Annotated in this window: 22 protein-coding genes; 16 read left to right on the top strand and 6 right to left on the bottom strand. The window is 44.6% G+C overall.

The features are described from left to right. Positions 1-16 precede the first annotated feature (16 nt). Positions 17-694 (bottom strand): MIP/aquaporin family protein, encoded by a 678-nt coding sequence (locus tag L6475_RS03030; RefSeq protein WP_237822377.1) that lies wholly within the window; start codon positions 692-694, stop codon positions 17-19. Between the two features lie 471 nt (positions 695-1,165). On the opposite strand from L6475_RS03030, the gene purL reads away from it, so the two are divergent. The 5 genes from purL to L6475_RS03005 all read left to right on the top strand — a co-directional run bounded on the left by purL (position 1,166) and on the right by L6475_RS03005 (position 8,388). Then, positions 1,166-4,903, top strand: coding sequence for a phosphoribosylformylglycinamidine synthase (gene purL / locus L6475_RS03025; protein WP_237822375.1), 3,738 nt, complete (start codon positions 1,166-1,168; stop codon positions 4,901-4,903). Next, positions 4,903-5,445 (top strand): chromate transporter, encoded by a 543-nt coding sequence (locus L6475_RS03020; RefSeq protein WP_237822373.1) that lies wholly within the window; start codon positions 4,903-4,905, stop codon positions 5,443-5,445. The genes purL and L6475_RS03020 overlap by 1 nt, the downstream gene beginning before the upstream one ends. Positions 5,446-5,494: 49 nt before the next feature. Continuing rightward, positions 5,495-6,070 carry a chromate transporter gene (locus L6475_RS03015; RefSeq protein ID WP_237822371.1) on the top strand — a complete coding sequence of 192 codons (576 nt, stop codon included), beginning with the start codon at positions 5,495-5,497 and terminating at the stop codon, positions 6,068-6,070. Positions 6,071-6,294: 224 nt separating this feature from the next. Further along, positions 6,295-6,642, top strand: coding sequence for a PadR family transcriptional regulator (locus L6475_RS03010; protein ID WP_237822369.1), 348 nt, complete (start codon positions 6,295-6,297; stop codon positions 6,640-6,642). Positions 6,643-6,696: 54 nt separating this feature from the next. Beyond that, positions 6,697-8,388, top strand: coding sequence for a PspC domain-containing protein (locus L6475_RS03005; protein WP_237822367.1), 1,692 nt, complete (start codon positions 6,697-6,699; stop codon positions 8,386-8,388). Positions 8,389-8,506: 118 nt separating this feature from the next. On the opposite strand, the gene pepI is transcribed toward L6475_RS03005, so the two are convergent. After that, positions 8,507-9,388, bottom strand: a complete 882-nt coding sequence (gene pepI / locus L6475_RS03000; protein ID WP_237822365.1) for a proline iminopeptidase — start codon at positions 9,386-9,388, stop codon at positions 8,507-8,509. A 185-nt stretch (positions 9,389-9,573) separates the two neighbouring features. Between pepI and L6475_RS02995 the strand changes: the two genes are divergently transcribed. Then, positions 9,574-10,092, top strand: a complete 519-nt coding sequence (locus tag L6475_RS02995; RefSeq protein WP_370641632.1) for a peroxiredoxin family protein — start codon at positions 9,574-9,576, stop codon at positions 10,090-10,092. Positions 10,093-10,286: 194 nt separating this feature from the next. Here the strand turns inward: L6475_RS02995 and L6475_RS02990 are convergent, their stop codons facing one another. Genes L6475_RS02990 through L6475_RS02980 form a run of 3 tightly spaced genes read right to left on the bottom strand, consistent with a single transcriptional unit; the run spans position 10,287 to position 11,893 of the window. Beyond that, entirely contained in the window at positions 10,287-10,721 is a 435-nt protein-coding gene (locus tag L6475_RS02990; RefSeq protein ID WP_237822362.1) for an RNA-binding S4 domain-containing protein, read from the bottom strand. Beyond that, positions 10,718-11,290: an aminoacyl-tRNA hydrolase gene (pth, locus tag L6475_RS02985; RefSeq protein ID WP_237822360.1), complete on the bottom strand. Its 573-nt coding sequence runs from the start codon at positions 11,288-11,290 to the stop codon at positions 10,718-10,720. Before pth ends, L6475_RS02990 begins: the two co-directional genes overlap by 4 nt. Positions 11,291-11,299: 9 nt before the next feature. Then, positions 11,300-11,893: a 50S ribosomal protein L25 gene (locus L6475_RS02980; RefSeq protein ID WP_237822358.1), complete on the bottom strand. Its 594-nt coding sequence runs from the start codon at positions 11,891-11,893 to the stop codon at positions 11,300-11,302. A 230-nt stretch (positions 11,894-12,123) separates the two neighbouring features. On the opposite strand from L6475_RS02980, the gene nusB reads away from it, so the two are divergent. The 10 genes from nusB to recA all read left to right on the top strand — a co-directional run bounded on the left by nusB (position 12,124) and on the right by recA (position 24,636). Further along, complete coding sequence (gene nusB / locus L6475_RS02975) at positions 12,124-13,074, top strand: transcription antitermination factor NusB (RefSeq protein WP_237822356.1); 951 nt, start codon at positions 12,124-12,126, stop codon at positions 13,072-13,074. A 26-nt stretch (positions 13,075-13,100) separates the two neighbouring features. Next, positions 13,101-13,418 carry a preprotein translocase subunit YajC gene (yajC, locus tag L6475_RS02970; RefSeq protein ID WP_237822354.1) on the top strand — a complete coding sequence of 106 codons (318 nt, stop codon included), beginning with the start codon at positions 13,101-13,103 and terminating at the stop codon, positions 13,416-13,418. Between the two features lie 46 nt (positions 13,419-13,464). Further along, on the top strand, positions 13,465-14,541 hold the full coding sequence (locus L6475_RS02965; RefSeq protein WP_237822352.1) for a CdaR family protein: 1,077 nt from the start codon (positions 13,465-13,467) through the stop codon (positions 14,539-14,541). An 8-nt stretch (positions 14,542-14,549) separates the two neighbouring features. Further along, positions 14,550-15,110, top strand: a complete 561-nt coding sequence (coaE, locus tag L6475_RS02960) for a dephospho-CoA kinase (RefSeq protein WP_237822350.1) — start codon at positions 14,550-14,552, stop codon at positions 15,108-15,110. Between the two features lie 19 nt (positions 15,111-15,129). Continuing rightward, positions 15,130-15,564, top strand: a complete 435-nt coding sequence (locus L6475_RS02955; RefSeq protein ID WP_237822348.1) for a DUF5606 domain-containing protein — start codon at positions 15,130-15,132, stop codon at positions 15,562-15,564. A 157-nt stretch (positions 15,565-15,721) separates the two neighbouring features. After that, on the top strand, positions 15,722-17,032 hold the full coding sequence (locus L6475_RS02950) for a histidine-type phosphatase (RefSeq protein WP_237822346.1): 1,311 nt from the start codon (positions 15,722-15,724) through the stop codon (positions 17,030-17,032). A gap of 39 nt (positions 17,033-17,071) precedes the next feature. Continuing rightward, a complete protein-coding gene (locus tag L6475_RS02945; RefSeq protein WP_237822344.1) occupies positions 17,072-20,068 on the top strand; it encodes a hypothetical protein in 2,997 nt (998 codons plus the stop codon). Between the two features lie 33 nt (positions 20,069-20,101). Further along, positions 20,102-21,340: a saccharopine dehydrogenase family protein gene (locus tag L6475_RS02940; RefSeq protein ID WP_237822342.1), complete on the top strand. Its 1,239-nt coding sequence runs from the start codon at positions 20,102-20,104 to the stop codon at positions 21,338-21,340. 10 nt (positions 21,341-21,350) lie between these two features. Then, positions 21,351-23,579 carry a GH92 family glycosyl hydrolase gene (locus tag L6475_RS02935; protein ID WP_237822340.1) on the top strand — a complete coding sequence of 743 codons (2,229 nt, stop codon included), beginning with the start codon at positions 21,351-21,353 and terminating at the stop codon, positions 23,577-23,579. A gap of 22 nt (positions 23,580-23,601) precedes the next feature. After that, positions 23,602-24,636, top strand: coding sequence for a recombinase RecA (recA, locus tag L6475_RS02930; protein WP_237822338.1), 1,035 nt, complete (start codon positions 23,602-23,604; stop codon positions 24,634-24,636). Between the two features lie 92 nt (positions 24,637-24,728). Here the strand turns inward: recA and L6475_RS02925 are convergent, their stop codons facing one another. After that, a complete protein-coding gene (locus L6475_RS02925; protein WP_237822336.1) occupies positions 24,729-26,048 on the bottom strand; it encodes a hypothetical protein in 1,320 nt (439 codons plus the stop codon). Positions 26,049-26,129: the final 81 nt, after the last annotated feature.

Below are 26,129 nucleotides of genomic sequence, written 5' to 3'. Positions count from 1 at the left end.
GCAGTTTACAAATAGTTTACTTCTCTTCAGTAGGTTCGATAAGTTTCCACACGCAGGCAGCCAGTGCGCCTCCAATAAACGGACCGGCAATGAACACCCAGAGATCGGTCAATGCCTTACCACCTTCAAACAAGGCTGGACCTATAGAACGGGCAGGATTGACAGAGGTTCCTGTAAAGTGGATGCCTACTAAATGGATGAGAATCAATGACAAGCCAATGGCAAGACCTGCAAAATTGTTGGTAGCGCCATTGGTCTTAGAGGTGGCACCTAATACCACCAGCACAAAAATCATTGTCAACAGAACTTCTACCAGCAAGCCATTGGTTGTACCGTAAGCACAGGCATTGGCTCCTGTAGAGGTAGTAATAACAAGAGAAGGATCGGTAGAAACAATGCCATACAGACAAGCTGCGGCCAGAACAGCACCAATAACCTGGAACACCATGTACAGAACACAATCTTTAGTACTGATGCCGCCATTGATGTAAACGCCCAAGGTGATGGCAGGATTGATGTGGCATCCTGAGATTCCGCCAATGGTATAAGCCATAGCCACTACAGCCAATCCAAAAGCTACGGCGGTTCCTACTATTGATGCAGTATCAGCACCACAGCCCAAAGCTACAGCCGTGCCACAGCCCAAGAAAGTTAATACGAACGTACCAATTAGTTCTGCTAAATACTTTTTCATGTTATAAACGTTTTTAGGTTGAAAAAAATATTGAATTAAAGTTTTGTCAGATTGATATTATCAGATTGAAACATAAAGTATTCACAAAAGCAAAAGTATGAAAAAAAATCTAATTCCGCCAAAGAAAATTATAAAAAATTTTATAATACAAATTGTTTGCGAGCACAAAAAAGGGTCACCGCTGTGACCCAACCTTTGTTAACCTTAAATCTAATACTATGAAAAACACATTGCAAAAGTATAACTAATTTACCCACTTTACAAACAAATTGTAAGTTTTTAGCCATGTTTTTATAAATAATTGATATAAATCAAAACAGAAACAACGTCACTTGTTATCTTTCATGACTCACAAATCGTGAACAATATATTCCATTTCTGAAAACATATCATAAAAATTTGGTATTTCGCTCGCTTATTCGTACCTTTGCAACCAAATTTTTAATATAATATTAAGGTATTAAGAAAATTATGATTCTTTTCTTCAAGACTCCACAACAGAGCGTGATAGCTACTGAGGTAGACCATCAGCTCGCAAAACAGGAAATCGATGAACTTTGTTGGCTTTATGGCGGTGCTACGCTCTTAAATGGCGAAACGCTGGAAGGTTGTTTCGCTGGTCCGCGCCGTGAAATGGTGACTCCTTGGTCAACAAATGCCGTTGAGATTACACAAAACATGAATCTTGGCGGCATTTCGCGTATAGAGGAGTATTTCCCTATTGCTGCAGACAGCGAAGACTTCGACCCCATGCTGCAACGCAAGTATAACGGACTAAACCAAGACATTTTTACTATCAACATCAAACCTGAGCCCATCAAGTATGTGGACAATCTGGAGGAATATAACGAGCAGGAGGGTTTGGCCCTCAGTCCTGAAGAGATAGAGTATCTGCATGGACTGGAGAAGCAGAACGGTCGTCCTCTTACTGATTCTGAGATCTTCGGTTTTGCTCAGATTAATTCTGAGCACTGCCGTCACAAAATTTTTGGTGGTACATTCATCATTGACGGCAAGGAGATGGAGTCAAGCCTCTTTGCTATGATCAAGAAGACTACACAAGAGAACCCCAACAAGATTCTCTCTGCCTATAAAGACAATGTGGCTTTTGCACAGGGTCCTGTTGTTGAGCAGTTTGCTCCAAAGGATCAGAGTACCAGCGATTATTTCCAAATAAAAGATATCGAGAGTGTGATCTCGCTGAAGGCTGAGACTCACAATTTCCCCACTACCGTAGAGCCATTCAACGGTGCTGCTACCGGTACGGGTGGTGAGATTCGCGACCGTATGGGTGGTGGTGTAGGTTCATGGCCTATCGCCGGTACGGCTGTATATATGACAGCCTATCCCCGTCTTGATGATGCGGAAGCAAACTCTCAATTCTCAAATCTCAACTCTCAATCTAAGAGGGACTGGGAGGATATCCTGCCCGTCCGCCAGTGGCTATACCAGACACCTCAGCAGATTCTTACCAAGGCTTCAAATGGCGCCTCTGACTTTGGTAACAAGTTCGGCCAGCCACTCATCTGTGGTTCTGTACTGACTTTCGAACACCAAGAGGGTAAGGAGAAGTACGCTTACGACAAGGTCATCATGCTGGCTGGTGGTGTTGGTTACGGAACCAAGCGCGATTGTCTGAAGAAGAAGCCCCAGAAGGGTAACAAGGTCGTTGTTGTTGGTGGTGACAACTACCGCATCGGACTTGGCGGTGGTTCTGTATCATCGGTTGATACAGGTCGCTACAGCAATGGTATCGAGTTGAATGCCGTTCAGCGTGCCAACCCTGAGATGCAGAAGCGAGCCTACAACCTGGTTCGTGCACTCTGTGAGGAGGATGTGAACCCCGTTGTTTCTATTCACGACCACGGTTCGGCAGGTCACTTGAACTGTCTCTCTGAGCTTGTTGAAGAGTGCGGTGGCGAGATTGATATGACCAAGCTGCCTATTGGCGACAAGACCCTTTCAAGTAAGGAAATCATTGCCAACGAGAGTCAGGAGCGTATGGGCTTGCTCATCGACGAAAAGCATATCGAACATGTACGTAAGATTGCTGAGCGCGAGCGTGCTCCGTTGTATGTGGTTGGTGAGACCACCGGCGATGCCCACTTCTCATTCAAACAGGGCGACGGTGTAAAACCTTTCGACCTTGATGTGGCTCAGATGTTTGGTCACTCTCCTAAGACCATCATGCGTGACAATACTGTAGAGCGTCATTACGAGGACGTGACCTACAGTCAAGATAAGATGAATGAATACCTGAACCGTGTGCTTCAGTTGGAGGCTGTGGCTTGTAAGGATTGGTTGACCAACAAGGTTGACCGTTCTGTAACAGGTAAGATTGCCCGTCAGCAGTGTCAGGGTGAGATTCAGTTGCCATTGAGCGACTGTGGTGTTGTAGCTCTCGACTATCGTGGCGTAAAGGGTATCGCTACAGCCATAGGTCATGCTCCACAGGCAGGCTTGGCTAATCCTGCTGCAGGTTCTGTTCTGTCTGTAGCCGAGGCACTGACCAATATTGTTTGGGCTCCTCTTGCTGAAGGTATGGACTCGCTGAGTCTCTCAGCCAACTGGATGTGGCCTTGTCGTTCTCAGGAGGGTGAAGATGCCCGTCTGTATGAGGGCGTGAAGGCGCTCTCAGATTTCTGCTGCGACCTGCATATCAACGTACCAACAGGTAAGGACTCGCTGTCTTTGAGTCAGCAGTATCCTAACGGCGAGAAGATTATCTCTCCAGGAACCGTGATTGTTTCAGCTGGTGGTGAGGTTTCAGACATCAAGAAGGTGGTAAGCCCCGTATTGGTGAACGATAAGAACGCATCACTCTATCATATCGACTTCTCGTTCGACGAGCAGCGCCTGGGTGGTTCTGCTTTTGCCCAGAGCCTTGGCAAGGTGGGTGACGATGTTCCTACCGTGAAAAACGCCGAGTACTTTGCCGATGCCTTCATGGCTGTTCAGGAGATGATTGAGAAGGGCTGGATTATGGCCGGTCACGATATCTCTGCCGGTGGTTTGATTACCACCCTGCTGGAGATGTGCTTCGCCAACACCAAGGGTGGTATGCATATCAACCTGCACGACATCTGCAAGGATGGCGATGTAGTAAAGACACTCTTCGCTGAGAACCCCGGTGTGGTGATCGAGGTAAGCGATGAGCACAAGCAGGAGTTCAAGGACTTCATGGAGGAGCAGGGTGTTGGCTTTGCCAAGATCGGCTATCCGGTAGAAGACAGCCGCAGCATCGTGGTAAAGGCTGGCGACAAGGACCTGACCTTCGATATCGATGCTCTGCGTGACGTATGGTATAAGACATCATATCTGCTCGATTGCAAGCAGAGCTTCAATGGTAAGGCTAAGGAGCGTTTCGAGAACTACAAGAAGCAGCCTCTGGAGATGAAGTTCAACAAGGACTTCACAGGAAAATTGGCTCAGTATGGTATCTCTGCTGATCGCCGTCAACCCTCTGGTGTCAAGGCAGCCATCATCCGTGAGAAGGGTACCAATGGTGAGCGTGAGATGGCTTACTGTCTGTATCTGGCAGGCTTCGACGTGAAGGATGTGATGATGACCGACCTTATTTCTGGTCGCGAGACACTCGAGGATATCAACATGATTGTGTTCTGCGGTGGTTTCTCTAACTCCGACGTACTTGGTTCGGCTAAGGGTTGGGCTGGTGCCTTCCTCTTCAACCCCAAGGCTAAGGAGGCACTCGATAAGTTCTATGCCCGCAAGGACACCCTGTCACTGGGTATCTGTAACGGTTGTCAGTTGATGGTTGAACTTGGCCTCACAGGTGCTAAAGGTGCTAAGATGCTGCACAACGACTCACACAAGTTCGAGAGTGAGTTCATCAGCCTGAGTATTCCTCAGAACAACAGCGTGATGTTCGGCTCGCTGAGCGGTAACAAGCTCGGTCTGTGGGTCGCTCACGGAGAAGGTAAGTTCTCACTGCCTGAAGCTGAAAGCGCTTACAACGTGATAGCCAAGTACAACTACGAAGGCTATCCCGCTAATCCAAACGGTTCTGACTATAATGTAGCAGGTATCTGCTCTGAGGATGGTCGCCATCTGTGCATGATGCCTCACTTGGAGCGTGCCGTATTCCCTTGGCAGAACGCTTGGTATCCTGCAGACCGCCGTCAGGACGAGGTAACGCCTTGGATTGAGGCCTTTGTCAATGCACGTAAATGGGTTGAAGCTCACAAGTAATGAACATATACTGGGATTCATTTAAAACATTCTTTAAGATTGGCATATTCACCCTTGGTGGTGGATATGCCATGATACCTTTGATAGAGGCTGAGGTTGTTGACAAGCATAAATGGATATCGAAAGAGGAGTTTCTGGATTTGATAGCCATCTCTCAAAGTTGTCCCGGTGTGTTTGCCATCAATATCAGCACTTTCATTGGCTATAAACTGAAGAAGACGAACGGTGCCATTTCTTGCGCATTGGGAACTGCCCTTCCCTCGTTCTTGATCATTCTGATTATTGCCATGTTCTTTCACCAGTTTCAGGACAATCCAATCGTTGCCTCTATCTTCCGCGGCATTCGTCCGGCAGTAGTGGCACTCATTGCTGTTCCTACGTTCAAACTGGCAAAGAGTGCTCAGCTCACGTGGGCCACCATTTGGATTCCCGTTGCCTGTGCTCTGCTTATCTGGGCACTTGGCGTTTCACCTATCTTCATTATACTGGCGGCTGGCATTGGCGGCTGGCTATATGGTAATCTAATAAAACCAACTGAGTAGGACACTTTCCCTGACTCTTTCAGAGAAAAGGGAAACTTAAAAGGAAATCATGATATTCTTATATCTTTTCATCACATTTTTTGAGATAGGGCTCTTCGGCTTTGGCGGCGGCTACGGTATGCTGTCACTCATTCAGCATGAAACTGTTGAGCGTTGGCATTGGATGACCTCTTCGCAATTCACCGACATAGTGGCCATCAGTCAGATGACTCCGGGCCCCATCGGCATCAACTCTGCCACCTATTGCGGCTATCAGGCCGTAGTGAACGCCGGCTACTCAGTCCCCATGGGTATCTTAGGTTCGTTTACAGCCACCTTTGCACTCATGCTTCCCTCACTCATTTTGATGATTCTTATCAGCAAGATGTTTATCAAGTACATGCATACCCAGACCGTTCAGTCAGTATTCATAGGTCTTCGCCCTGCTGTGGTAGGATTACTCTTAGCCGCTACCCTATTGCTTTGTACCAAGGAAAATTTCTCTACGCCATACGAAGATATCTGGCAATTCAGTATTAGTGTTATACTCTTTATTGCCACGTTTGTTGGCACACTGGTTTTTAAAATCAACCCTATCAAGATGATTGTGATGAGTGCTTTTGCTGGTCTGCTACTACTCTACTAAATACTTAAGACAGTAGCCCACAGAACATTTATCACCCTGAAAGCAATAGCACCCAACGTAATTTCTTCCTCCAAACAAATAGCGCTGTCCCTTATATTAAAGAGGTGACAGCGCTTCTTATTCGTTTAACAATGTTAATTATTAATAGTTTTACAGTACTTTGTATTACAAGGTACTAATATTTTACATACATTTGCATCGTGAACATATAAAAGCGATGCATTATGAATATTGAAAACGCAAAATCACAGATGCGCAAGGGCATGTTGGAGTACTGCGTATTGTTACTACTGAAACGTCGTCCTTGCTATGCCAGCGACATTATTCAGCAGCTTAAGCAGGCCGAACTACTAGTTGTGGAGGGCACCCTTTATCCACTGCTCACCCGACTGAAGAATGACGGACTGCTCAAATACGAATGGCAGGAATCTACTCAAGGGCCTCCCCGAAAGTACTATGCGCTAAGTTCTGATGGCGAGCTATTCCTGGAAGGACTTGATTCAGCCTGGAGCGAACTCTCGAGTACAGTCTCTTACCTTAAAGAATTAAGAACTACAGATTACAACTTCTGAATCATCGGCTGAGCCGAACAAAAAATTAACAATTTAGAACCAAGTATTTTTGTCATGAAAAAGAATATTACCATCAACCTTTGCGGCAGACTCTTCCAGATAGATGAAGATGCCTACGAGATGCTGCAGCACTACACCGAGTCGCTCCGCTCTTCATTTGGCAAGCAGGAAGGCGGCGATGAGATTGTCGATGATATCGAGGCACGCATTGCCGAACTGTTCGACGAACTGAAGACCAGAGGTACCGAAGCCATCACTATCGACCATGTAAAAGACATCATCACCCGCATTGGTCGTCCAGAGGAGCTGACTGGAGAGGAAAACGAAAAATCCTCAACCAATAACGAGGATAATGATCAAGAACAGTCAGCCCGTTCAGCTGCACAGAATATTTATAACAATATACGCGAAAGAACAGCTGGCAAGAAATTGTTCCGCAACCCTAAAGACAAGATGCTTGCGGGCGTACTATCTGGTTTTGCTGCCTATACGAACACCAGCCCAATGGTATGGCGACTGCTGGCTATCCTTCTATTTTTTGCCCACGGCTTTGGACTGTTGGCATACATCATTCTGGCCATTGTGATGCCTGAAGCAAAAACTCCAGAACAACTGCTTCAAATGGAGGGAAAGAATGTGACACCACAAAACTTGGCCGATGCAGTCATTGACAAAAACGAGCCAATAGAGCAACAAAGTCTGTTGCGCAATTTCTTTACGCTGATCCTGAAAATCGCCTTCGGCTTTTTCATTGCCATTGCTGTATTAGTAGGTATTGCATGCGGCATCAGCCTACTTTCTGGTATCGTCGTTCTGATATCAGCACTTTTATTTCCTTCACTGAGCTTAGCCCCATTGGGTCTCCTGGGGCTTAGTGAGATATACAACAGCAGCCCCATTGTGGTGGTCACCTTAATCTGCTCGGTATTCATTCTGCTACTTATTCCCATTTATGCCACCATACACATGATTCTCTCGCTGACCAATAAGGTTCAGCCCATGAGCATCGTCCAGCGTATCGTATGGATCGTCATCTGGATAGCAGCACTCTGCAGCATCATTATATGCAGCATCTTTATAGTTAATTATAAAGAAAAGTACGACCACGAAAACGATTTCGAGACATACTCCACCACCTATCAAGGTGTCGAGATGAGCGAAGAGGATGCCGACTATTTAGCCAAAGGGGGATGGAATCTGCTAACCGCGGTGAACTGCGAGCACTACACCTCGGCCGGAGAATATTTAGACGGCAATCACAATATCAGATATCTTGACGCTTACAATCCCGCTTGCGAAGAAATTGTCCAAATAGAGCGTAAGGAGAAAGTAGAACCAGGCATTTACACACTTAACTGTGACGTACGTGCTGAAGGACCTGGCACCTTCATCTATGCTATTGGCAATCAGACTCAACTGAAAGAGATTCCCGCTTATGGCAATCATGGCGGCGAGCTTTGGGAGAGTATCACAATTGCAAAGTCACAGATTAAAGAAACGGACGACTTGAGAAAAGAGCCGAAGTGGAAACAGGAGTTTTGGCAGAAGATTGCCGAGGCAAACGGCGAGGAAGGCTATGGCTGGTCGGACCTGCTGATTGACAGCATTATGGTGACTGGCGACTCTATTGCCTACGGCGTTTCTACCGACAAGTCATTCACCGGTCAGCCCTGCCATTCGCAATGGTTCTCAGCAACAGACTTCAAACTCACACGCATAGGCGAGCTTCCAAATAAAGGTAAGTAAAGAGAGATTTAATTATAAATACAATATTAAGTAGTCATTTTTCCATAAAAAGCAAAAACGGCATGGGGCGCAGGGATGCGCCCCATGTTATTTTGCAGACGTCTTAGTACAAAGCAAACTAATCATTCTCCCGCAACCATTCAGCAAGCACTTCGCAATACTCCTTGTGAGCATCCACGAAACACATGTGGCGGGCCTTTTTGAACAGATGCCACTTGCTCTGTGGGATATGCTCATAGAGTGAAGCGGCAACAACAGGAGTACAGATATCGCGCGTACCACTACATATTAAGGTGGGCTGAGATATTTGGTAAAGCTTGTCTGTGTATTCAAAATCCTTCAAACTTCCCAAAGGCTGATATTCATTAGGGCCCCATCCATATAAATAAGCTTCCGTACCGGCACGCTTCGGACGTGTTAGACATTCTGGCGAGTGTTCATCAACGCTGGTCACATACAGTTCAAAATAGTGCTCGTTGGCACGAAGATAATCAGGATCATCCCACTTCCCCGTGGCTTCAGCTTGCCTGATGGCCTCCTGATCCTCGGCCGACATGAACTTAATAAGCCGGTGCTGTTCACTGGCCCACAGACTGCTGGAGGCATGCCCAGAAGAAAGAATCAACGATTTAATGCCTACAGGCTTTTGGTCGATTGCATACGCTATGGCCTGCATGGCACCCCACGACTGACCAAGAATATGAACGGTATCCAAATGAAGATATTCGCGAATAGCAATAAGTTCGTCTATCCACGTGTCCAGTGTCCATAGTTCAGGATGCCCATCGAGATAGGAATTGCCGCAACCTATCTGATCGTACGAGATAACTTGCCGGCCCGTATCGGCTATACAGTCGAGAACCTCAAAATAATTGTGGGTACTTCCTGGTCCTCCGTGAAGCAACAACAAAGGGACTTTTCCCGACTGCTCGCCAACAATGCGATAGTAGGTCTGATGCCCCATAAAAGGCATATAACCTTCAACAACACGATTATTCATAATGATTGATTAGTATTTTGAATAGTTCCTTATTTTGCATCAATTTTATAATTGATTGATTGCAAAGATAATGATTTTGATATTATCTTAAACCATATTTCAAGTTTTTTTTGCAATTATCAATCGACCATTCTCAGGAAAAATATGTACTTTTGCCAACGGAACAAAAATTAAACACAATGAAAATGAAGAAAATCCTTTTAATGGCTGCCCTGATGTTAGCATCACTGCCCATCACGGCACAAGTAAGTTCACAACAGGACGCAAAGAATGTGCGCGCTATTGGTGCAATGTTTACCGATGTTGTTGAAGCAGACACTTTGGGTAACACCCACAAACTGAGTGAATACGTAGGCAAAGGAAACTATGTACTGATTGATTTCTGGGCTTCATGGTGCGGTCCCTGTATGATGGAAATGCCAAATGTGAAGGCCAACTACGAAAAGTACAAAGCCAAGGGATTCAACGTTGTCGGTCTTTCGTTCGACCGTTCAGAAGGTGCATGGAAGCGTGCCATCCGTGAAAAAGAACTGAACTGGATTCATCTGTCAGACCTGAAGTACTGGCAGTCGATTGCTGGACAGACATACGGCATTCGCAGTATTCCCTCAAGCATTCTCTGCGACCCGAAAGGAAAAATCGTTGCCAACGACCTGCGCGGTGAGGCACTTGGAGAAAAGCTGAAAGAGATCTACGGTTTCTAATCATTTCCTTTGAAACGCTTGTAGAGTTTCATTGAAACGCACGTAGTGTTCTTCTGAAAACACAGGAAAACAATAACTATTACATACCAAAAACGCTCCGATTCAAGAGTCGGAGCGTTTTTATTGAAATAAATTATAGCTAAAATTTTCAGAATTATAGCTATAATTCGTGCGATTATAGCTATAATATATTTTTACTCTTCATCCGCTTCGTCCCAATCTTCATCAAAATCGAAGTCAGTAAAACCTTCAAGAGCAGGCGAAACGAATGCATCCATAGCGCGACGGTCTTTCTTGGTGGGGCGTCCTGTACCACGTGCACGATCCACAAAACCGCTGATACGGTTCATTTCCAACAGTTCATACTGGTCGGCCGTTGTAACATTCTCATAGATCTCAGGAAGGAGCTTGGCACCAACACGCTGCTCGATGGTTTTCAGAATCTTGAACGAATAGGTCACAGGCGGTTTGCGCACACTCACCGTTTCGCCAACTTTCACCATGCGCGAAGGCTTCACCGTAGTTCCACCCACCATCACACGGCCATTCTTGCAGGCATCGGCAGCAATACTGCGCGTTTTGAAAATACGCGCTGCCCACAACCATTTGTCTATACGGGCCTCACTCATTTCTTCCCCAGTTTATTATACTGATTCATCGTGATGTCAATACCTGACAACACGAAGCTGTTGATAATCTCTACACCAAGCTCAATACTGGGCTGAAGAGTTTTCATCTCTTCATCACTATAACGGCCCAATACCCAGTCAACCTGCTGACCTCGAGCATACTCATTGCCAATACCCATACGCAGACGGGCATAGTTCTGACCAATCAGTTGCTGAATATGACCTAAACCGTTATGTCCTCCATTAGAACCATTAGCCTTCAAGCGGAATGCACCCAAGGGTAATGCCACATCATCACTAATGACAAGGAGGCGCTGCTGGTCGATATTCTCTTTGTTCAACCAGTAGCGAACAGCATTACCACTCAAATTCATATAGGTTGACGGTTTCAGAAGAAAAACTTTGCGGCCCTTGATGGTCGTCTCGGCTACGAAACCGTATCGCTTATCCTCAAAAACGATATTGGATGCCTTCGCAAAAGCATCCAATACCATAAATCCAGTGTTGTGGCGGGTCATATCGTATTCACTGCCGACGTTTCCCAAGCCAACAATTAAGTACTTGTCCATTCCTTACAATTACTCTGCAGTAGCGGCAGCAGCCTTAGAAGCACGAGTCTCCTTCACTGAGCATACAACTACCTGAGCGGGAGTAGCCAATTCCAGACCTTCGAAGCTCAGTTCGCCTACCTTGATAGCCTTACCCAGACCCAGGTTGGTAACGTCAACGTTCAGAACTTCAGGAATCTGCTTGTAGGGAGCAGTAACATTAATCTTACGGATTGACAAGCTCAGCTTACCACCCTCACGAACGCCCTGAGCCAGACCGTTCAGCTTAACGGGAATACCCACGGTGATAGCCTTTGTCTCATTTACCTCATAGAAGTCAGCGTGCAGCAGAGCATCGGTAGTGGGATGGAACTGCAGCTCCTTAATGATAGCCTTGCACTCCTTACCGTCGATGTTCAGGTTTACGACAAATACATGGGGGCTGTAGATTGCCTTACGCAACTCAGACATAGGAGCTGAGAAAGCCAAAGCTTCGGGCTGACCATTCTGGCCTTTTACCTCACCATACAGATTGCAGGGAACAAGTCCCTCCTTGCGCTGCAGCTTAGAAGCCTTCTTGCCGGTAGCCTCACGCTTCTTGCCGTTGATAGCAATTTCTCTCATAACTTTAAATGTGTTACTCTAAATTAAGTTGTTAATAAAAATAATTGCTTAATTCACCATCACACGAAATTATTCAATGTGCTTTCGCGAAAAGCGGGTGCAAAGTTACTAATTTATATTGAATTACGAAACCTTTTAATATTAAATTCCTAAAATTTCATGGTTTTTCTTGTCAAATAGAGGAAAAATAGCTAATTTTGCAACGCATAACAATAAGGAAAGTATTAATAATGATTAATCGAGAGATCATCAGAATTAAAATTGTTCAGTTAACCTACGCGTACTATCAAAACGGTAACAAGAACATTGACACGGCTGAAAAAGAATTGTTCTTTAGTTTGTCGAAAGCTTACGATCTGTACAATTATTTATTGTCTCTTATCGTAGCCGTTACAAAAGAATCGCGCCGCAGATTGAACATTTTACAGGCAAAAGCACAACGAGAGGGTTCAGTGGAACCATCACAGAAGTTTGCTTACAATCGCTTTGCCATGCAGCTTGAGAACAACAAGCAACTTTTAGAGTCTTCAGAAACACAAAAACGCCATTGGGAAGACAGCCCAGAGTTCATAGGAAAATTATTTGAACTGATAGAGCAAAGCCAAATCTACAAAGATTACATGGAGAGTAATGAGGACAATTACGACGCAGACCGCGAGCTGTGGCGTAAGATTTATCGCACTCTCATTCAAGACAACGCCGACCTTGATGCCCTCTTAGAAGAACAAAGTCTTTATTGGAACGACGACAAAGAAGTTGTTGACACCTTTGTACTGAAAACCATCAAACGCTTTGACGAAAAGAATGGACCCAAGCAGGAATTGCTGCCAGAATACGACAGCGAGGACGAGAAGGACTATGCCCGCAAACTGTTTCGTGCCACAATTTTGAATGGCGAGGAGTATCAGCGATTCATGAGCGAAGCCTCACGCAACTGGGACTTCAGCCGTCTGGCCTATATGGATGTCATCATCATGCAGATTGCTATTGCAGAAATGCTCACTTTCCCCAGCATTCCCCTGAATGTTACTATCAACGAGTTCGTAGAACTGGCTAAATACTACTCTACCCCACGCAGTGCCGGCTATATCAACGGCATGCTTGATGCTATCGCCCGCCATTTGATTGCGACAGGACGGTTGTTCAAGACCATTGAGGATAGAAGAGACAGACAAGAATAATCAACAAAATAACACAAAGTAAGAATATGACCAACATCATTCTTCAGGCACAGGCCGCACAAGGTAGCGGCATGGGTACCATTATCATGCTGGTAGCAATGTTTGGAATCCTGTATTTCTTTATGATTCGCCCTCAGCAGAAACGTCAGAAAGAAATTCAGAAATTTCAGAACGAACTGACCGAAGGCACGTCTGTTGTTACAGGCGGCGGTATCTACGGAACAGTAAAAAGCATTGACCTGACAAAGAACACCGTCGAAGTAAAAATTGCCCGCGACGTAGTAATCACAGTAGACCGCGGTTCAGTGTTCAAGGATTCAGCAAACACTCCTCTGCAGAAATAGAAGTTCTTGTACTTGTATGAATTGAACTGACGAGGTTTTCCCGTAAGTGAAAGCAAGCGACATCATCCGCTCCATCATCAATTTCCTGTTCAGTAAAGCAAACAGAGAATTTTTGATTTTCCTGTTCTTTTTTGCCGTTGCCGGAGTATTCTGGATACTCATGGCCCTCAACGACAACTACGAACAGGAAATACGCATTCCTGTGCATTACACGAACATACCAAAGACAGTGGTGATGACCTCGCCCGAGACCGACACACTTCGGGTCACCATACGCGACAAAGGTATCATTCTGTTGGGATATATGTATGGTGACGCCATGCAAAATATCACAATAGACTTTAAAAGCAACGCCCGCCACAATGGAATGGGCGAAGTACCTGCGAGCGAATTGAGCAAGAAGATAACCTCTCGTTTGACCAGTTCTTCAAAACTGATCAGCATAAAGCCGGAGAAGCTCACGTTCTACTACAACTACGGAGAGAAGAAGCGCGTGCCTATCAAATGGCGTGGTTCAGTAACACCAGAAGAGCTATTCTTCATCTCAGGTGTGGAATACGACCCAGACAGTGTCACCATCTATGCGTCACATTCCAAACTCGACAGCATCAACACGGTGTACACAGAAGTGCTGAACTATTCTGATTTTCGCGACACGCTGACAGTAGATGCCAGACTCCAGAAAATTGCCGGTGTAAAAATGCTTCCAAACATGGTGTCAATACGATTCATGACCGATGTACTTACGGAGGTTAGTTTCGACGATGTGCCCGTGGTAGGTATTAACATGCCAAAGGGAAAGATTCTTCGCACGTTCCCGGCAAAAGTAAAGGTAAAATTCGTGACAGGCGTAAAGACTTATCAGTCCTTGTCAAAGAACGATTTTAGGGTTGTTGCCGACTACGAGGAAATACAGAGAAGTCAATCGTCCAAATGCAACATCTACCTTCAGTCTTCCCCAGAAGGCATTACAAGAGCTGCACTGAGCGTCAAACAGGTTGACTACCTTATAGAAGAACAGAGCCAGAAAAACGAATCTACAGACACAGCATCTGCTGACAGTATCGCTGTTCACCACCACAAGCAACAGCAGTCTGTAAACGACAACGACTCTATCCAATAGTTTCATTCATGAAGATTGGCATCACAGGCGGTATTGGGAGCGGGAAAAGTTATGTTTGCAAACTCCTGGCTGAACGTAATATTGAGGTGTACGACTGCGACAAAGCAGCCAAGCGGTTGATGCACGAGTCTGCAGAATTAAAGTCCCAGCTCATTAAACTACTAGGGCCAGACGCTTATACCGACGACGGACTACTGAACAAAGCAGTTGTAGCACGTTTTCTACTGCTTTCTGAAGACAATGCCCACGCAATAGACAACATTGTTCATCCCGCTGTAGTCAACGATTTCATACAAAGCGGAATGCAATGGATGGAGAGTGCTATCCTATTCGAATCGGGCATCAGTCATTTAGTAGATCGGGTTATTGTTGTCACAGCGCCTGAGATCATCCGTCTGGAGCGAATCATGAAGCGTGACAACATCAGCAACGAGAAAGCCCGTCAATGGATGAACCGCCAATGGCCACAGGAGAAGGTGCGACAAGCTGCAGACTTTGAAATAGTGAACGATGGCATACAGCCACTCTTACCACAGTTAGAGACCATTTTGAATAAATTACAACAATAATAACTAAAGAAAGAATAAAATGCAACAAACAATTTTAGCAATCTCCGGCAAGCCCGGTCTTTACAAGCTTGTGACAAACGGCAAGAACAACCTCATTGTAGAGGCACTTGACGCCACACACCGTCGTCAGCCTGCATTTGCAACAGACCGTATTACATCCCTCAACGACATCGCTATGTTCACCGACGATGAGGACGTAGCCCTCACCACCGTTCTTGACAACATGAAGACCCTCGAAAAGGGCAAGAAAGCATCTATTGATGTAAAGAAAGCCAGCGGTGATGAACTGCGTGAATACTTTGCTAAGATTCTGCCAAACTTCGACCGTGACCGTGTTCACAACAGTGACATCAAGAAACTTATCCAGTGGTACAATATTCTCATTGAAAACGGTATCAGCGATTTTAAAGACGAATCAGCTGAAAACAAAGAAGAGGGGAAGGACGCAAAATAATCCCCAATAATATATTTATCAGCCAAAGGAAAGCTCTTTATAATAAAAAGAAGAGCTTTCTTTTTTGTATTTTATCCAACAGAATTTGGTCATTCTACAGAAAGTTTGTAATTTTGCATTTACCTTATTATATAAAAGGTTTATTGACAAAAACCATATGAAAAAAGTCATTCTTTCTTTTTGTACAATTGTACTCTGTCTTACCATTCAGGCGCAGAAAACGGCACGCGAAGAAATTGCCGAGAACCCATTCCTATGCGGAAGCAACTACTTGGACTATGACCGTTACCCGGCTACAAAACCCTTAACTCCTGCTCCTAAAGGATATGAGCCATTCTACTTGAGTCACTATGGTCGTCATGGTTCACGATGGCTGATTGGAAAGCAGGACTACTCGCGAGTTGCCGATGTATTGCGCAAGGCAGAAAGCCAAGGAAAGCTCACGCCAACAGGATGTGAAGTTCTGGAAAAACTAGAGATTTTTATTCCATGTACCATCAAACGCCTGGGCGATTTGACAACTGTTGGCGAGCGCCAGCACCATGGTATTGGCAAACGCATGACCGAACATTTCCCTGAAATTTTTAAAAAGAAAAATGTAGCCATTGATGCACGTTCTACAGTAGTTCCACGTTGCATTCTTTCTATGATTGCCGAATGCGAGGAAATGATGGCTGCCAATCCCTCAGCTCGTATCCATAACGATGTGAGTGAGTCACTACAATATTATCTTAACCAGCCGTGGGATGACCGTTTAAAGGAACATAGCAAAAGAGTAAAACAGGAAGAGAAAAGGGCTTATCAGGAGCGAGTCACTAAACCGGAGCGGCTGATGAAACTTCTCTTCAACGACCAGCAATGGGTGAAGGACAGCATCAATGCCATAGATATGACATACAACCTGTTTGAGGTTGCAGCAAACATGCAGAGCCATGATACTGATATTGATTTGCTGAGCCTTTTTACCACTGACGAACTCTATGCCCAATGGTGTGTACGCAACGTCGGTTGGTATCTGAACTACGGTGCCGCCCCACAAACCGGTGGCATCATGCCCTTTAGCCAAAGAAATCTTCTAAAGAACATCATAGAGACCACTGACACTGTATTGGGAGCAGACGCAGCAAAAGCCAACGTCCAAGCAACTTTACGTTTTGGCCATGAAGTTTGTGTTATGCCGCTGGCATGCCTGCTTGAACTTGATTCATGCGGAATCAGCGTAGAAAATCCAGACTCTTTGGATCGTTATTGGCGGAACTACAACATATTCCCCATGGCCTGCAATATACAGTTGGTATTCTACCGCCCAAAGAAAGGAAAGAGTGGAGAAGTGCTGGTGAAAGCTCTGTTGAACGAACGCGAAGCCACCTTGCCTGTAAAAACAGACAAGTGGCCCTACTATCCATGGAAAGTCTTAAGACAATACTACCTTGACAAACTATCTGAATTTGAATACGTACAGAAATAAGCGATTATGAAAAAGTTTTTGATAAACAACCTACTTATAATGATTACAATTTTCTCTATGTATGCCTGCGTAGAGAAACAGACCTACCCTTCCCCACTGACAGGATTACAGATTTCTCCTGTTTACATGAATTCAGATGAAACAAATCGCACTCTTCTGATAGATGCAGACCTGAGCCGTTCTGTTCTCTGGGAAGCTATCGATACAGCTACAAACATGCAGGCACTTTGGGTAAAAGAGATTAAACTCTCCAATGGGAAAATTGATATAAAACTTGAGGAGAACACAACCATTTTAGACCGTTGTGCGCAAGTTGTTCTGACTACCGACCCAAGCCGTACTGACCTTGACGACACTTCACTGAGAGTGATTTTCAAAATTGTACAACGCAAGAACAAGATGTTTGACGGTTTGAACATCTCAGAGCTGGTTATGCCCTATACAGCAAGTGATACAATAATTGATCTGGGCCGCATTTTGCAGGATGCTGTAAACCTTAAGGTCATGGGCGTTGACGATGAGAATGTATCTTGGTGCAAGACCTCAATAATTTCATCAATACTCAAACTGCATGTTGATAACTACAAATCAGCAGGTGTAAGACAAGCTCTTATCCGAATGATACCAAAGAACGCAAGTACGTTAACGGCAGACTCGCTATTAGCCAACTTTGCATTCCTTGTCACTCAACATCAGAATCCTGTGTTTGAAAAATTCCCATCAGATACAGTCATCACCCTTAAATGGAACCAAGTGGGTGACACACTATTCTTTGACAAGCCACTGACAGGAATCAAGTATGTCATGACTGACAGTGTAACCAATGTTGCGCCTAAATGGCTTCAGACAACCGTTGACGAAAAGAACAACTGGGTGATATTGAAACCTCAAGTAAATAATGCCCGTTTCACCAACAAAGCGACAGTAACACTCTATCTACCCAATAATGGTACGATTATCGATACCACTACCGTACATACTACTTTCGTAGTGAGACAACTTCGCAATGATCTTTTCGACAACAACAATGTCAAGAATCGCACTTTGGCATGGGATCAACAGAAAGATACCATCAAGCCCAATTTCGACCTGACAAACGTTAAATACATTCTTACCGACCCAACAACCCAGAAAGCTCCAACATGGCTTAAGCTGGCAAAAGACGGTAAAGAGCTCATTGTTTCAGCAGATAAACTGACCAATAAGGAAAATCGCGCTGCAAAGATTACACTTTTCATGAGCAACACGAATACTGTCGATTCTACCTGTGCGCAGTACGTTTTCACAGTAACCCAGAAGCACAATGACATTTTTGACTCGCTGAAGATTGAAAACAGAAAACTCGTTTGGGATCAGAAGACAGACACGCTGAAGTTCGAGCATTCGCTGAAAGACATTAAATGTCAGGTTACAGATAATACGACTCACAACAATGCCACATGGCTGAAAGCTGATGTGAGAGAGAAAGAAAACATCGTTGTTCTCACTTCGAATGTACTCAATTCCAAGACAGACCGCTCTGCCAAGGTTTTACTCTATCTTCCCAATGGAAGTAATATAGAGTCAAGCACAGTGAAGACCTCTTTCAACATAGAACAACAACACTACACTATTTTCGACAACAAGAAAATAAATGATCGGACTATCGAATACAATCAAACTGCAGATACCCTTCACTACGGAACGGAGCTGAAAAACATTCGTTGTCAGATCATTGACAATGAGACTTTACAAGGTGCTAAGTGGGTAAGTGGAAAAGTCAGTGGGAAGAACGTGATATTCACTTCAGCAGTAAACAACGCGTTCAATGCACGTTCTGCAACAGTTACCCTCTATCTGCTTGATGGCACCAATGTGGAATCGAGTACTATTAAAACCAGTTTCAAGCTGACGCAGAATTATCGCACTCAGATAAAAATCACAGAAAAGAGGGTTGATGTTGACTACACACAGCAAAGTATTGACCTCCACGTAACCAGTAATGCAAAGTATCAAGTAAAATTACCGGGTACTTGGGTGGACTATATTCTGAAGCCAATAGACGAGAACAATGAGATTATCACCCTAAACTTCTCAGAAAACAAAACGAATGAGAAGCATATTGGCGATTTAAAACTATTAGTAAGTGGCGAGGAATTGGCAAAGATTCCGCTCACCCAAACGACCAATCCAAAGATTGAAATCAACTTCGAAGACAACAGAAAGAGTATGAACTTCGCTAAAGAAGGTGGTGAATTCAATCTTCCCATTAAGACTCTGACACCTGATTATAAGATCAACAAGAAAGGGACATGGGTAAGCATTGGTGCCAAGTCCACATCTGGTATAGACCAATACTATCACAAGATTACCATACCTTACTTCTCTGGCAATGCTTTCGAGCGTCGAGACACCATCACTATTTCAAATTTCAAGGAAACAGTGACTTTCCCCATCCTGCAACATAAGTACATCTACCTGAACGAAGCAGAACATGAGGTTGAAGAAGGTCAGTCATTTGTACTCGTAGCCAAGACCAACACTGGCCGAACCATCACATGGAAAACGGATAAGGAGTCTATTGCCACAGTTGATAACGGTATAGTAAGATCCATTGACAATAAAACAACTGAAAGAGAACTGAAGGCATCTGGTCCTGAAGCTGCCCCCAAGGTACGAATTACCGCATCAATCGGTAATTACATGGGAGTGGATGACTATAATGATTACTGCACCGTTACTGTATTCATTGCATCCGACAAAGTCAACATAGTACGTGGAGGTGGTGACTACCAGAAAGCAAACGACATGGTGACAGCAAACTGTCCGATTGTAATCACCAACAACTATTCAAGTACTATCACGTTGTCTTCATTAGGTATTGATGGGCAATTCAATATTAATGTGAAGGATGACGACAATGCATTTATCAAAATAAAGAAAGGCGAATCTCGTACATTCAACATACCAAGCAAACTGGTAAACGTGTATAAGCCCGTTATCTCGGCATCTTTCGTCGTCAATAACAAGACATATAAAAAGAGAGTATATTATTAAGCAATAAAATAACGATAAATATTTATATAAAAAATGAGTAGAGTACTGATGATTGGCGCCGGAGGCGTCGCAACGGTAGCTGCATTCAAAATTGTTCAGAATGCAGATGTGTTTACAGAGTTCATGATTGCCAGCCGTCGCAAGGAGAAATGTGATGCATTGGTAAAGGCTATACATGACAAAGGTTATGACATGCCTATCCAGACTGCACAGGTTGATGCCGATGATGTAGAACAGTTGAAGGCACTTTTCAGCAGCTACAAGCCTGAGCTTGTTATCAACCTCGCCCTCCCCTACCAGGATCTCACCATTATGGATGCTTGTCTGGCTTGCGGATGCAACTATCTCGACACAGCCAACTACGAGCCAAAGGATGAGGCTCACTTTGAATATTCATGGCAGTGGGCATACCGTGAGCGCTTTGAGAAAGCAGGACTAACTGCTATTCTCGGTTGCGGTTTTGACCCAGGTGTAACAAGCATCTTCACTGCATACGCTGCGAAACACCACTTCAAGGAAATTGAGTATCTAGATATTGTTGATTGCAATGCAGGCGACCACCACAAGGCTTTCGCCACTAACTTCAATCCAGAGATTAACATCCGTGAAATCACCCAAAAGGGTCTTTATTGGGAGAATGGCAAATGGGTAGAGACAGAACCTCTGGAGATACACAAGGATCTCACCTATCCAGAGATTGGACCTCGCGACAGCTATCTTTTGCACCATGAGGAGATTGAATCGCTGGTAATCAACTACCCCACTATCAAGCGTGCACGTTTCTGGATGACCTTCGGTCAGCAATACTTGAAGCACCTGGAAGTTATTCAGAATATCGGCATGAGCCGCATTGACGAAGTAGAATACGAGGCACCACTTGCTGATGGCTCAGGCACTGCTAAAGTAAAGATTGTTCCTCTGCAATTCCTCAAGGCTGTTCTGCCTAACCCACAGGATCTTGGCGAAAACTACGAAGGACAGACCTCTATTGGTTGCCGCATTCGTGGTATTGGCAACGACGGTAAGGAGCACACCTATTATATATATAATAACTGCTCACACCGTGCTGCTTATGAAGAGACTGGTATGCAAGGTGTATCATATACCACCGGTGTTCCTGCCATGATAGGTGCGATGATGTTCTGCAAGGGTCTCTGGAACAAACCAGGTGTACACAATGTTGAGGAGTTCGACCCAGATCCATTCCTGGAACAGTTGAACAAGCAAGGACTGCCTTGGCATGAGATTCATGACGGTGATTTAGAACTGTAATCACTGAAGCATGACACAAAAACGAACTTTTACCATTCTCATCCTGTCTGCCTGCGCCTTTTTGATGGCGCAGGCACAGGATTATACCATTTATGTTAACCCTTTTATTGGCACACAAACTGATGAAACGGGAGCGCTGAGTGGTAGTACCTTCCCTGGTGCCACAATGCCACAGGGCATGGTTCAGCTAAGTCCTGAAACAGAACAAATGGTCACTTGGGATCCTTGTTCTGGTTATGACTACAACAAAGACAAAATTTACGGATTCACCCATACCCATCTAAGCGGCACGGGATGTACAGACCTTTTCGATGTAAGTCTGATGCCAACTTCTTCTGAAGTGACGCCCGAACAACTCGCTGCAGCCGACTTCAGTCAACATTATAGTCATAACGCAGAAGAGGCTCACCCAGGCTATTACAGCGTCTATTTACAGGAGAGTGGCGTACGTGCCGAACTATCTTCAACCGTACGCACAGGAATACATCGTTATACTTTCCCAGAAGGGAAGGAGCAAACTATTGTGTTGGACTTAGATCGTGGAACATTCCGCGGACAGGCTTACTATTCTGGTCGCCGTTCATACGACATTATCCAAAGCCAGTTGCGCATCATTAACGATCATACAATAGAAGGCTATCGTGTAATAACAGGTTGGGCAAAACTTCGCAAAGTTTATTTCCGTGCAGAATTCTCACGTCCGTTCAACAAACGATTACTTATGGATGGTAGTAGAAACGCAGGAAAGAGTGATGTGGTCAATGGACGGACATTACGCTGCGCGCTAAGTTTCTCCCCAGCAGACAGTCGCCATTTGACGGTAAAAGTAGCAATCTCACCTGTTGATGTAGAAGGAGCGCGCAAAAACATGAAAGCCGAAGCCAGCAGTTGGCAGTTTGATGCCTACACAAAAGCTGCGCACGACTGTTGGGAGCACGAACTTAAACGCATTGAGATAGAAGGAACCGACGAACAGAAAACGATTTTCTATACGGGACTCTATCATGTACTCATGCAGCCCAATACCATGAGCGATGTAGATGGACGCTACATGGACACCAACTACGAGATAAAACAGATGCCTGCAGGACAGACCTACCATAGCACATTCAGTCTATGGGACACGTTCCGAGCTGCTCATCCACTATACACACTCATTGCGCCTGAGGTAGCCAGTCAGTTTGTCCGAGACATGATTCTTCACCATAAGACTTATGGCTATTTGCCCATTTGGGATCTTTGGGGACAGGAAAACTACTGTATGATCGGTAACCATGCCATTCCCGTTGTGGCTGATGCTATTTTGGCTAACCTTCCAGGAATCAACGTTGAGGAAGCCTATCAGGCAATGATAGAAAGTAGCACTCGTACTCACCTGAACTCACCGTTTGAAATATGGGAACAATATGGTTATATGCCTCAGACACTTCAGAACACAAGTGTTAGCATTACCCTTGAGCAATGTTTTGATGATGCATGCGTAGCAGCCGTAGCCAAGAAGTTGGGACGAATGGAAGACTATGAGCGTTTTCACCGCCGCAGTCTCTTCTATCGAAACCTTTTCGACCCGACAACAGGATTCTTCCGTCCGAAAGACGAGAAAGGAGAATGGATAGAAGGATTTGATCCGCTCTCATACGAACAGCCATGCTTTGTTGAAGGCAACGCCTGGCAATATATGTGGTTCGTTCCTCACGATCCTCAAGGTCTTATCAGCCTCTTCGGAGGTGAAAAGCCCTTTTTGAAGAAGCTTGACGAGAATTTCTCCCTAACTGCTACAAGTGGAGAGATAAACGGCAATGCCAGTGGATTCATCGGACAGTATGCCCACGGCAACGAACCAAGTCATCATACGGTCTATCTGTACAACTTTGCCGGTCGTCCGGAACGTACTCAGGAATTGGTTCATCAGGTTCGTACGGAGTTCTATCGCGCCACGCCATGCGGTTATGCAGGAAATGACGACTGCGGCCAAATGTCAGCATGGTACATTTTCTCGTCACTTGGATTCTACCCATTCCATGCAGGATCCGCCGAATATGTGCTTGGCACACCACTCTTCCAACGCGCCACATTACACATGGCCAATGGAAAAGACTTTATAATCACAGCAAAAAACAAAACACCGGAACGTATCTATGTAAAAAAGGTGAGACTTAATGGGAAACCGTTGAAAGGCTTTACCCTTACACACCAACAGATTGTTGATGGAGGTACACTGGAGTTTACAATGAAATAATACGATAATAATAACACTAATTATGGCAAAAAAAGAATTTGAAAGCACTGAGGCTCTCTCACCTCAACAAGAAAAACTGAAAGCCTTGCAGGCAGCCATGTCAAAAATTGAAAAAGACTTTGGCAAAGGTTCTATCATGCGTATGGGCGAGGAGAAAATCGAAAACGTAGAAGTTATTCCAACTGGTTCTATCTCTCTGAATGCTGCACTTGGAGTAGGTGGATATCCCAAAGGACGTATCATTGAAATCTATGGCCCAGAATCCAGCGGTAAGACCACATTGGCCATCCATGCAATTGCCGAAGCCCAAAAGGCAGGTGGTATTGCAGCATTCATCGATGCCGAACATGCTTTTGACCGTTTCTATGCACAGAAACTGGGCGTGGACATAGACAATCTGTACATCTCACAACCCGACAATGGCGAGCAGGCTTTAGAAATTGCCGACCAGCTGATACGCTCTGCTGCTATCGACATTATCGTTATTGACTCAGTAGCAGCCTTAACACCTAAGAAAGAAATTGAAGGCGACATGGGCGACTCGGCTGTAGGTCTTCATGCACGTCTGATGAGTCAGGCACTGCGCAAAGTCACTTCGACCATTGCCAAGACCAACACTACTTGTATTTTCATCAACCAGCTGCGCGAGAAAATCGGTGTAATGTTTGGTAATCCCGAAACCACTACTGGTGGTAATGCTTTGAAATTCTATGCTTCTGTTCGCTTGGACATTCGCCGTGTAACCAGCATTAAGGATGGCGATAATGTCATTGGCAATCAGGTTCGCGTAAAAGTAGTAAAGAACAAAGTTGCTCCTCCTTTCCGCAAAGCAGAGTTTGAGATCACCTTTGGCGAAGGAATCTCAAGAATCGGCGAAATCGTTGATTTGGGCACTGAGTTCGGCATCATCAAAAAGAGTGGTTCTTGGTTCAGCTACGGCGAATCAAAACTGGCCCAAGGACGCGATGCCACTAAAGCATTACTGAAAGACAACCCAGAACTGTGCGAGGAACTTGAAGCACAGATTATGGAGAAGCTTAAAGAAAGCGAGGTATAAGAACTGCCCATTAGCGTATAGAAAAAGAATCGGCAAAGTAATCATTACGATTGCTTTGCCGATTCTTTTTCTATACGCTTAAAGTCCAGTGACTATTTCACATATAACACTTCCTTGTTCTTCAAACTGAAAGTGACAACGGAATGTGAACCATTCTTTGCCGAGGTGTAAACCCATGAATATGTAGTCTTATTGGTTTTAAGCGTTCTGTTTGGATTGCCCAATGCCAGCTTAACCTCCGACTCATTGAAGCCCTTACGAACAACACCTTGGCGAATATCGTTCATGTGCTCCTTGCGAACACCTTTGATAGTTCCTACATTACCACTGGCAAACAGGTTAAAATAATAATCTTCATGCTCACCTGCCATATCGCCAATCACACTTTCCTGCTGGAAGGTCACCTGCTTGGTGTATAGCTTTCCATCACGGTCGAGTGTCATTTTGACATAATGTGTGCCACCCAGTACATGCATTGTTTTAATTTCGAAGCCTGTCAAACGTGGAATACTCTCAATAGTTCCATCCTCAAGCTTCATGTCTGTCTTATAGAGGGTGAACACTTTACGTCCAATATACTTATCATATTCTTTGTCAGCCAAAGCAGCATCACCCAACAAATCAAAAGAGCCCTCAAAGGTATGCTTAACTTCATCGCCGGTAAACTCATTGTCACGCATACCACTGTTGGTACGGCTGATTGCTACATTCTGAAAGAACTCGCGTCCGGAATTATCAGCAACAATCAATTTAACAGGATAATTACGAGTACCCACACCAGCAGCTACAACAGTAACCTCAGTTCCTACAGGAACCTTGATTTTCTCATATCCATAGCTCGTGGTACTAACGTCCACATTATATACATCATTCTTTGTTATGAGTTTTTTACCTACCAATTGCTCAATAGCCGTATCCACATCACCCAAATAGGCTAACGTAGGCACACCAAACTTAGAGAAACAGTAATCCTCGAACGTGGCTGTCGGCAACTCATAGTAGTAGGTCTTTCCGTCATCCTCACACACGAAGTTTACACGTTCGTGAAGGTCACCTTCACCAGTATGCCCCTTGTAAACCATAATTTTATGACGCAGTGACATACTGCTCACCAAACGTCCTAAACTGTCGGCAAAGGTGCGTACCACCATATCTTTCTTGTCAGGAACCACCATAAATTTCATGCCTTCCTTCCAATCACACATACTCACATAGCGGAAATAAGTCTCAATGAAACCTTTGGCTTGTTCCTCTTCTTCAGCCAATTCCTCTTTTTCTTCCTCAGGCTTCTCTTCAGAGAAAATAATATTATTGGTCCATACCAAATACTTATTGTTTGGATCACGGGTTTGGGCATTAGCCAATACGGACAAAAGAGTAATTGAAGCTAATAAAAAAAATTTCTTTGTCATGGCTTTTTTATTGTAAAAGAACTATAATTCACGCTGCAAAGATAGAAAAAAACTTTTATTTCTATGACAAAATGGCGTGTT

It is taken from the genome of Prevotella sp. E9-3, assembly GCF_022024015.1.
In the GTDB taxonomy this organism is placed as follows: domain Bacteria; phylum Bacteroidota; class Bacteroidia; order Bacteroidales; family Bacteroidaceae; genus Prevotella.
The sequence above is the reverse complement of the archived record's forward strand: the minus strand, read 5'-3'. Positions and strand labels throughout refer to the sequence as shown.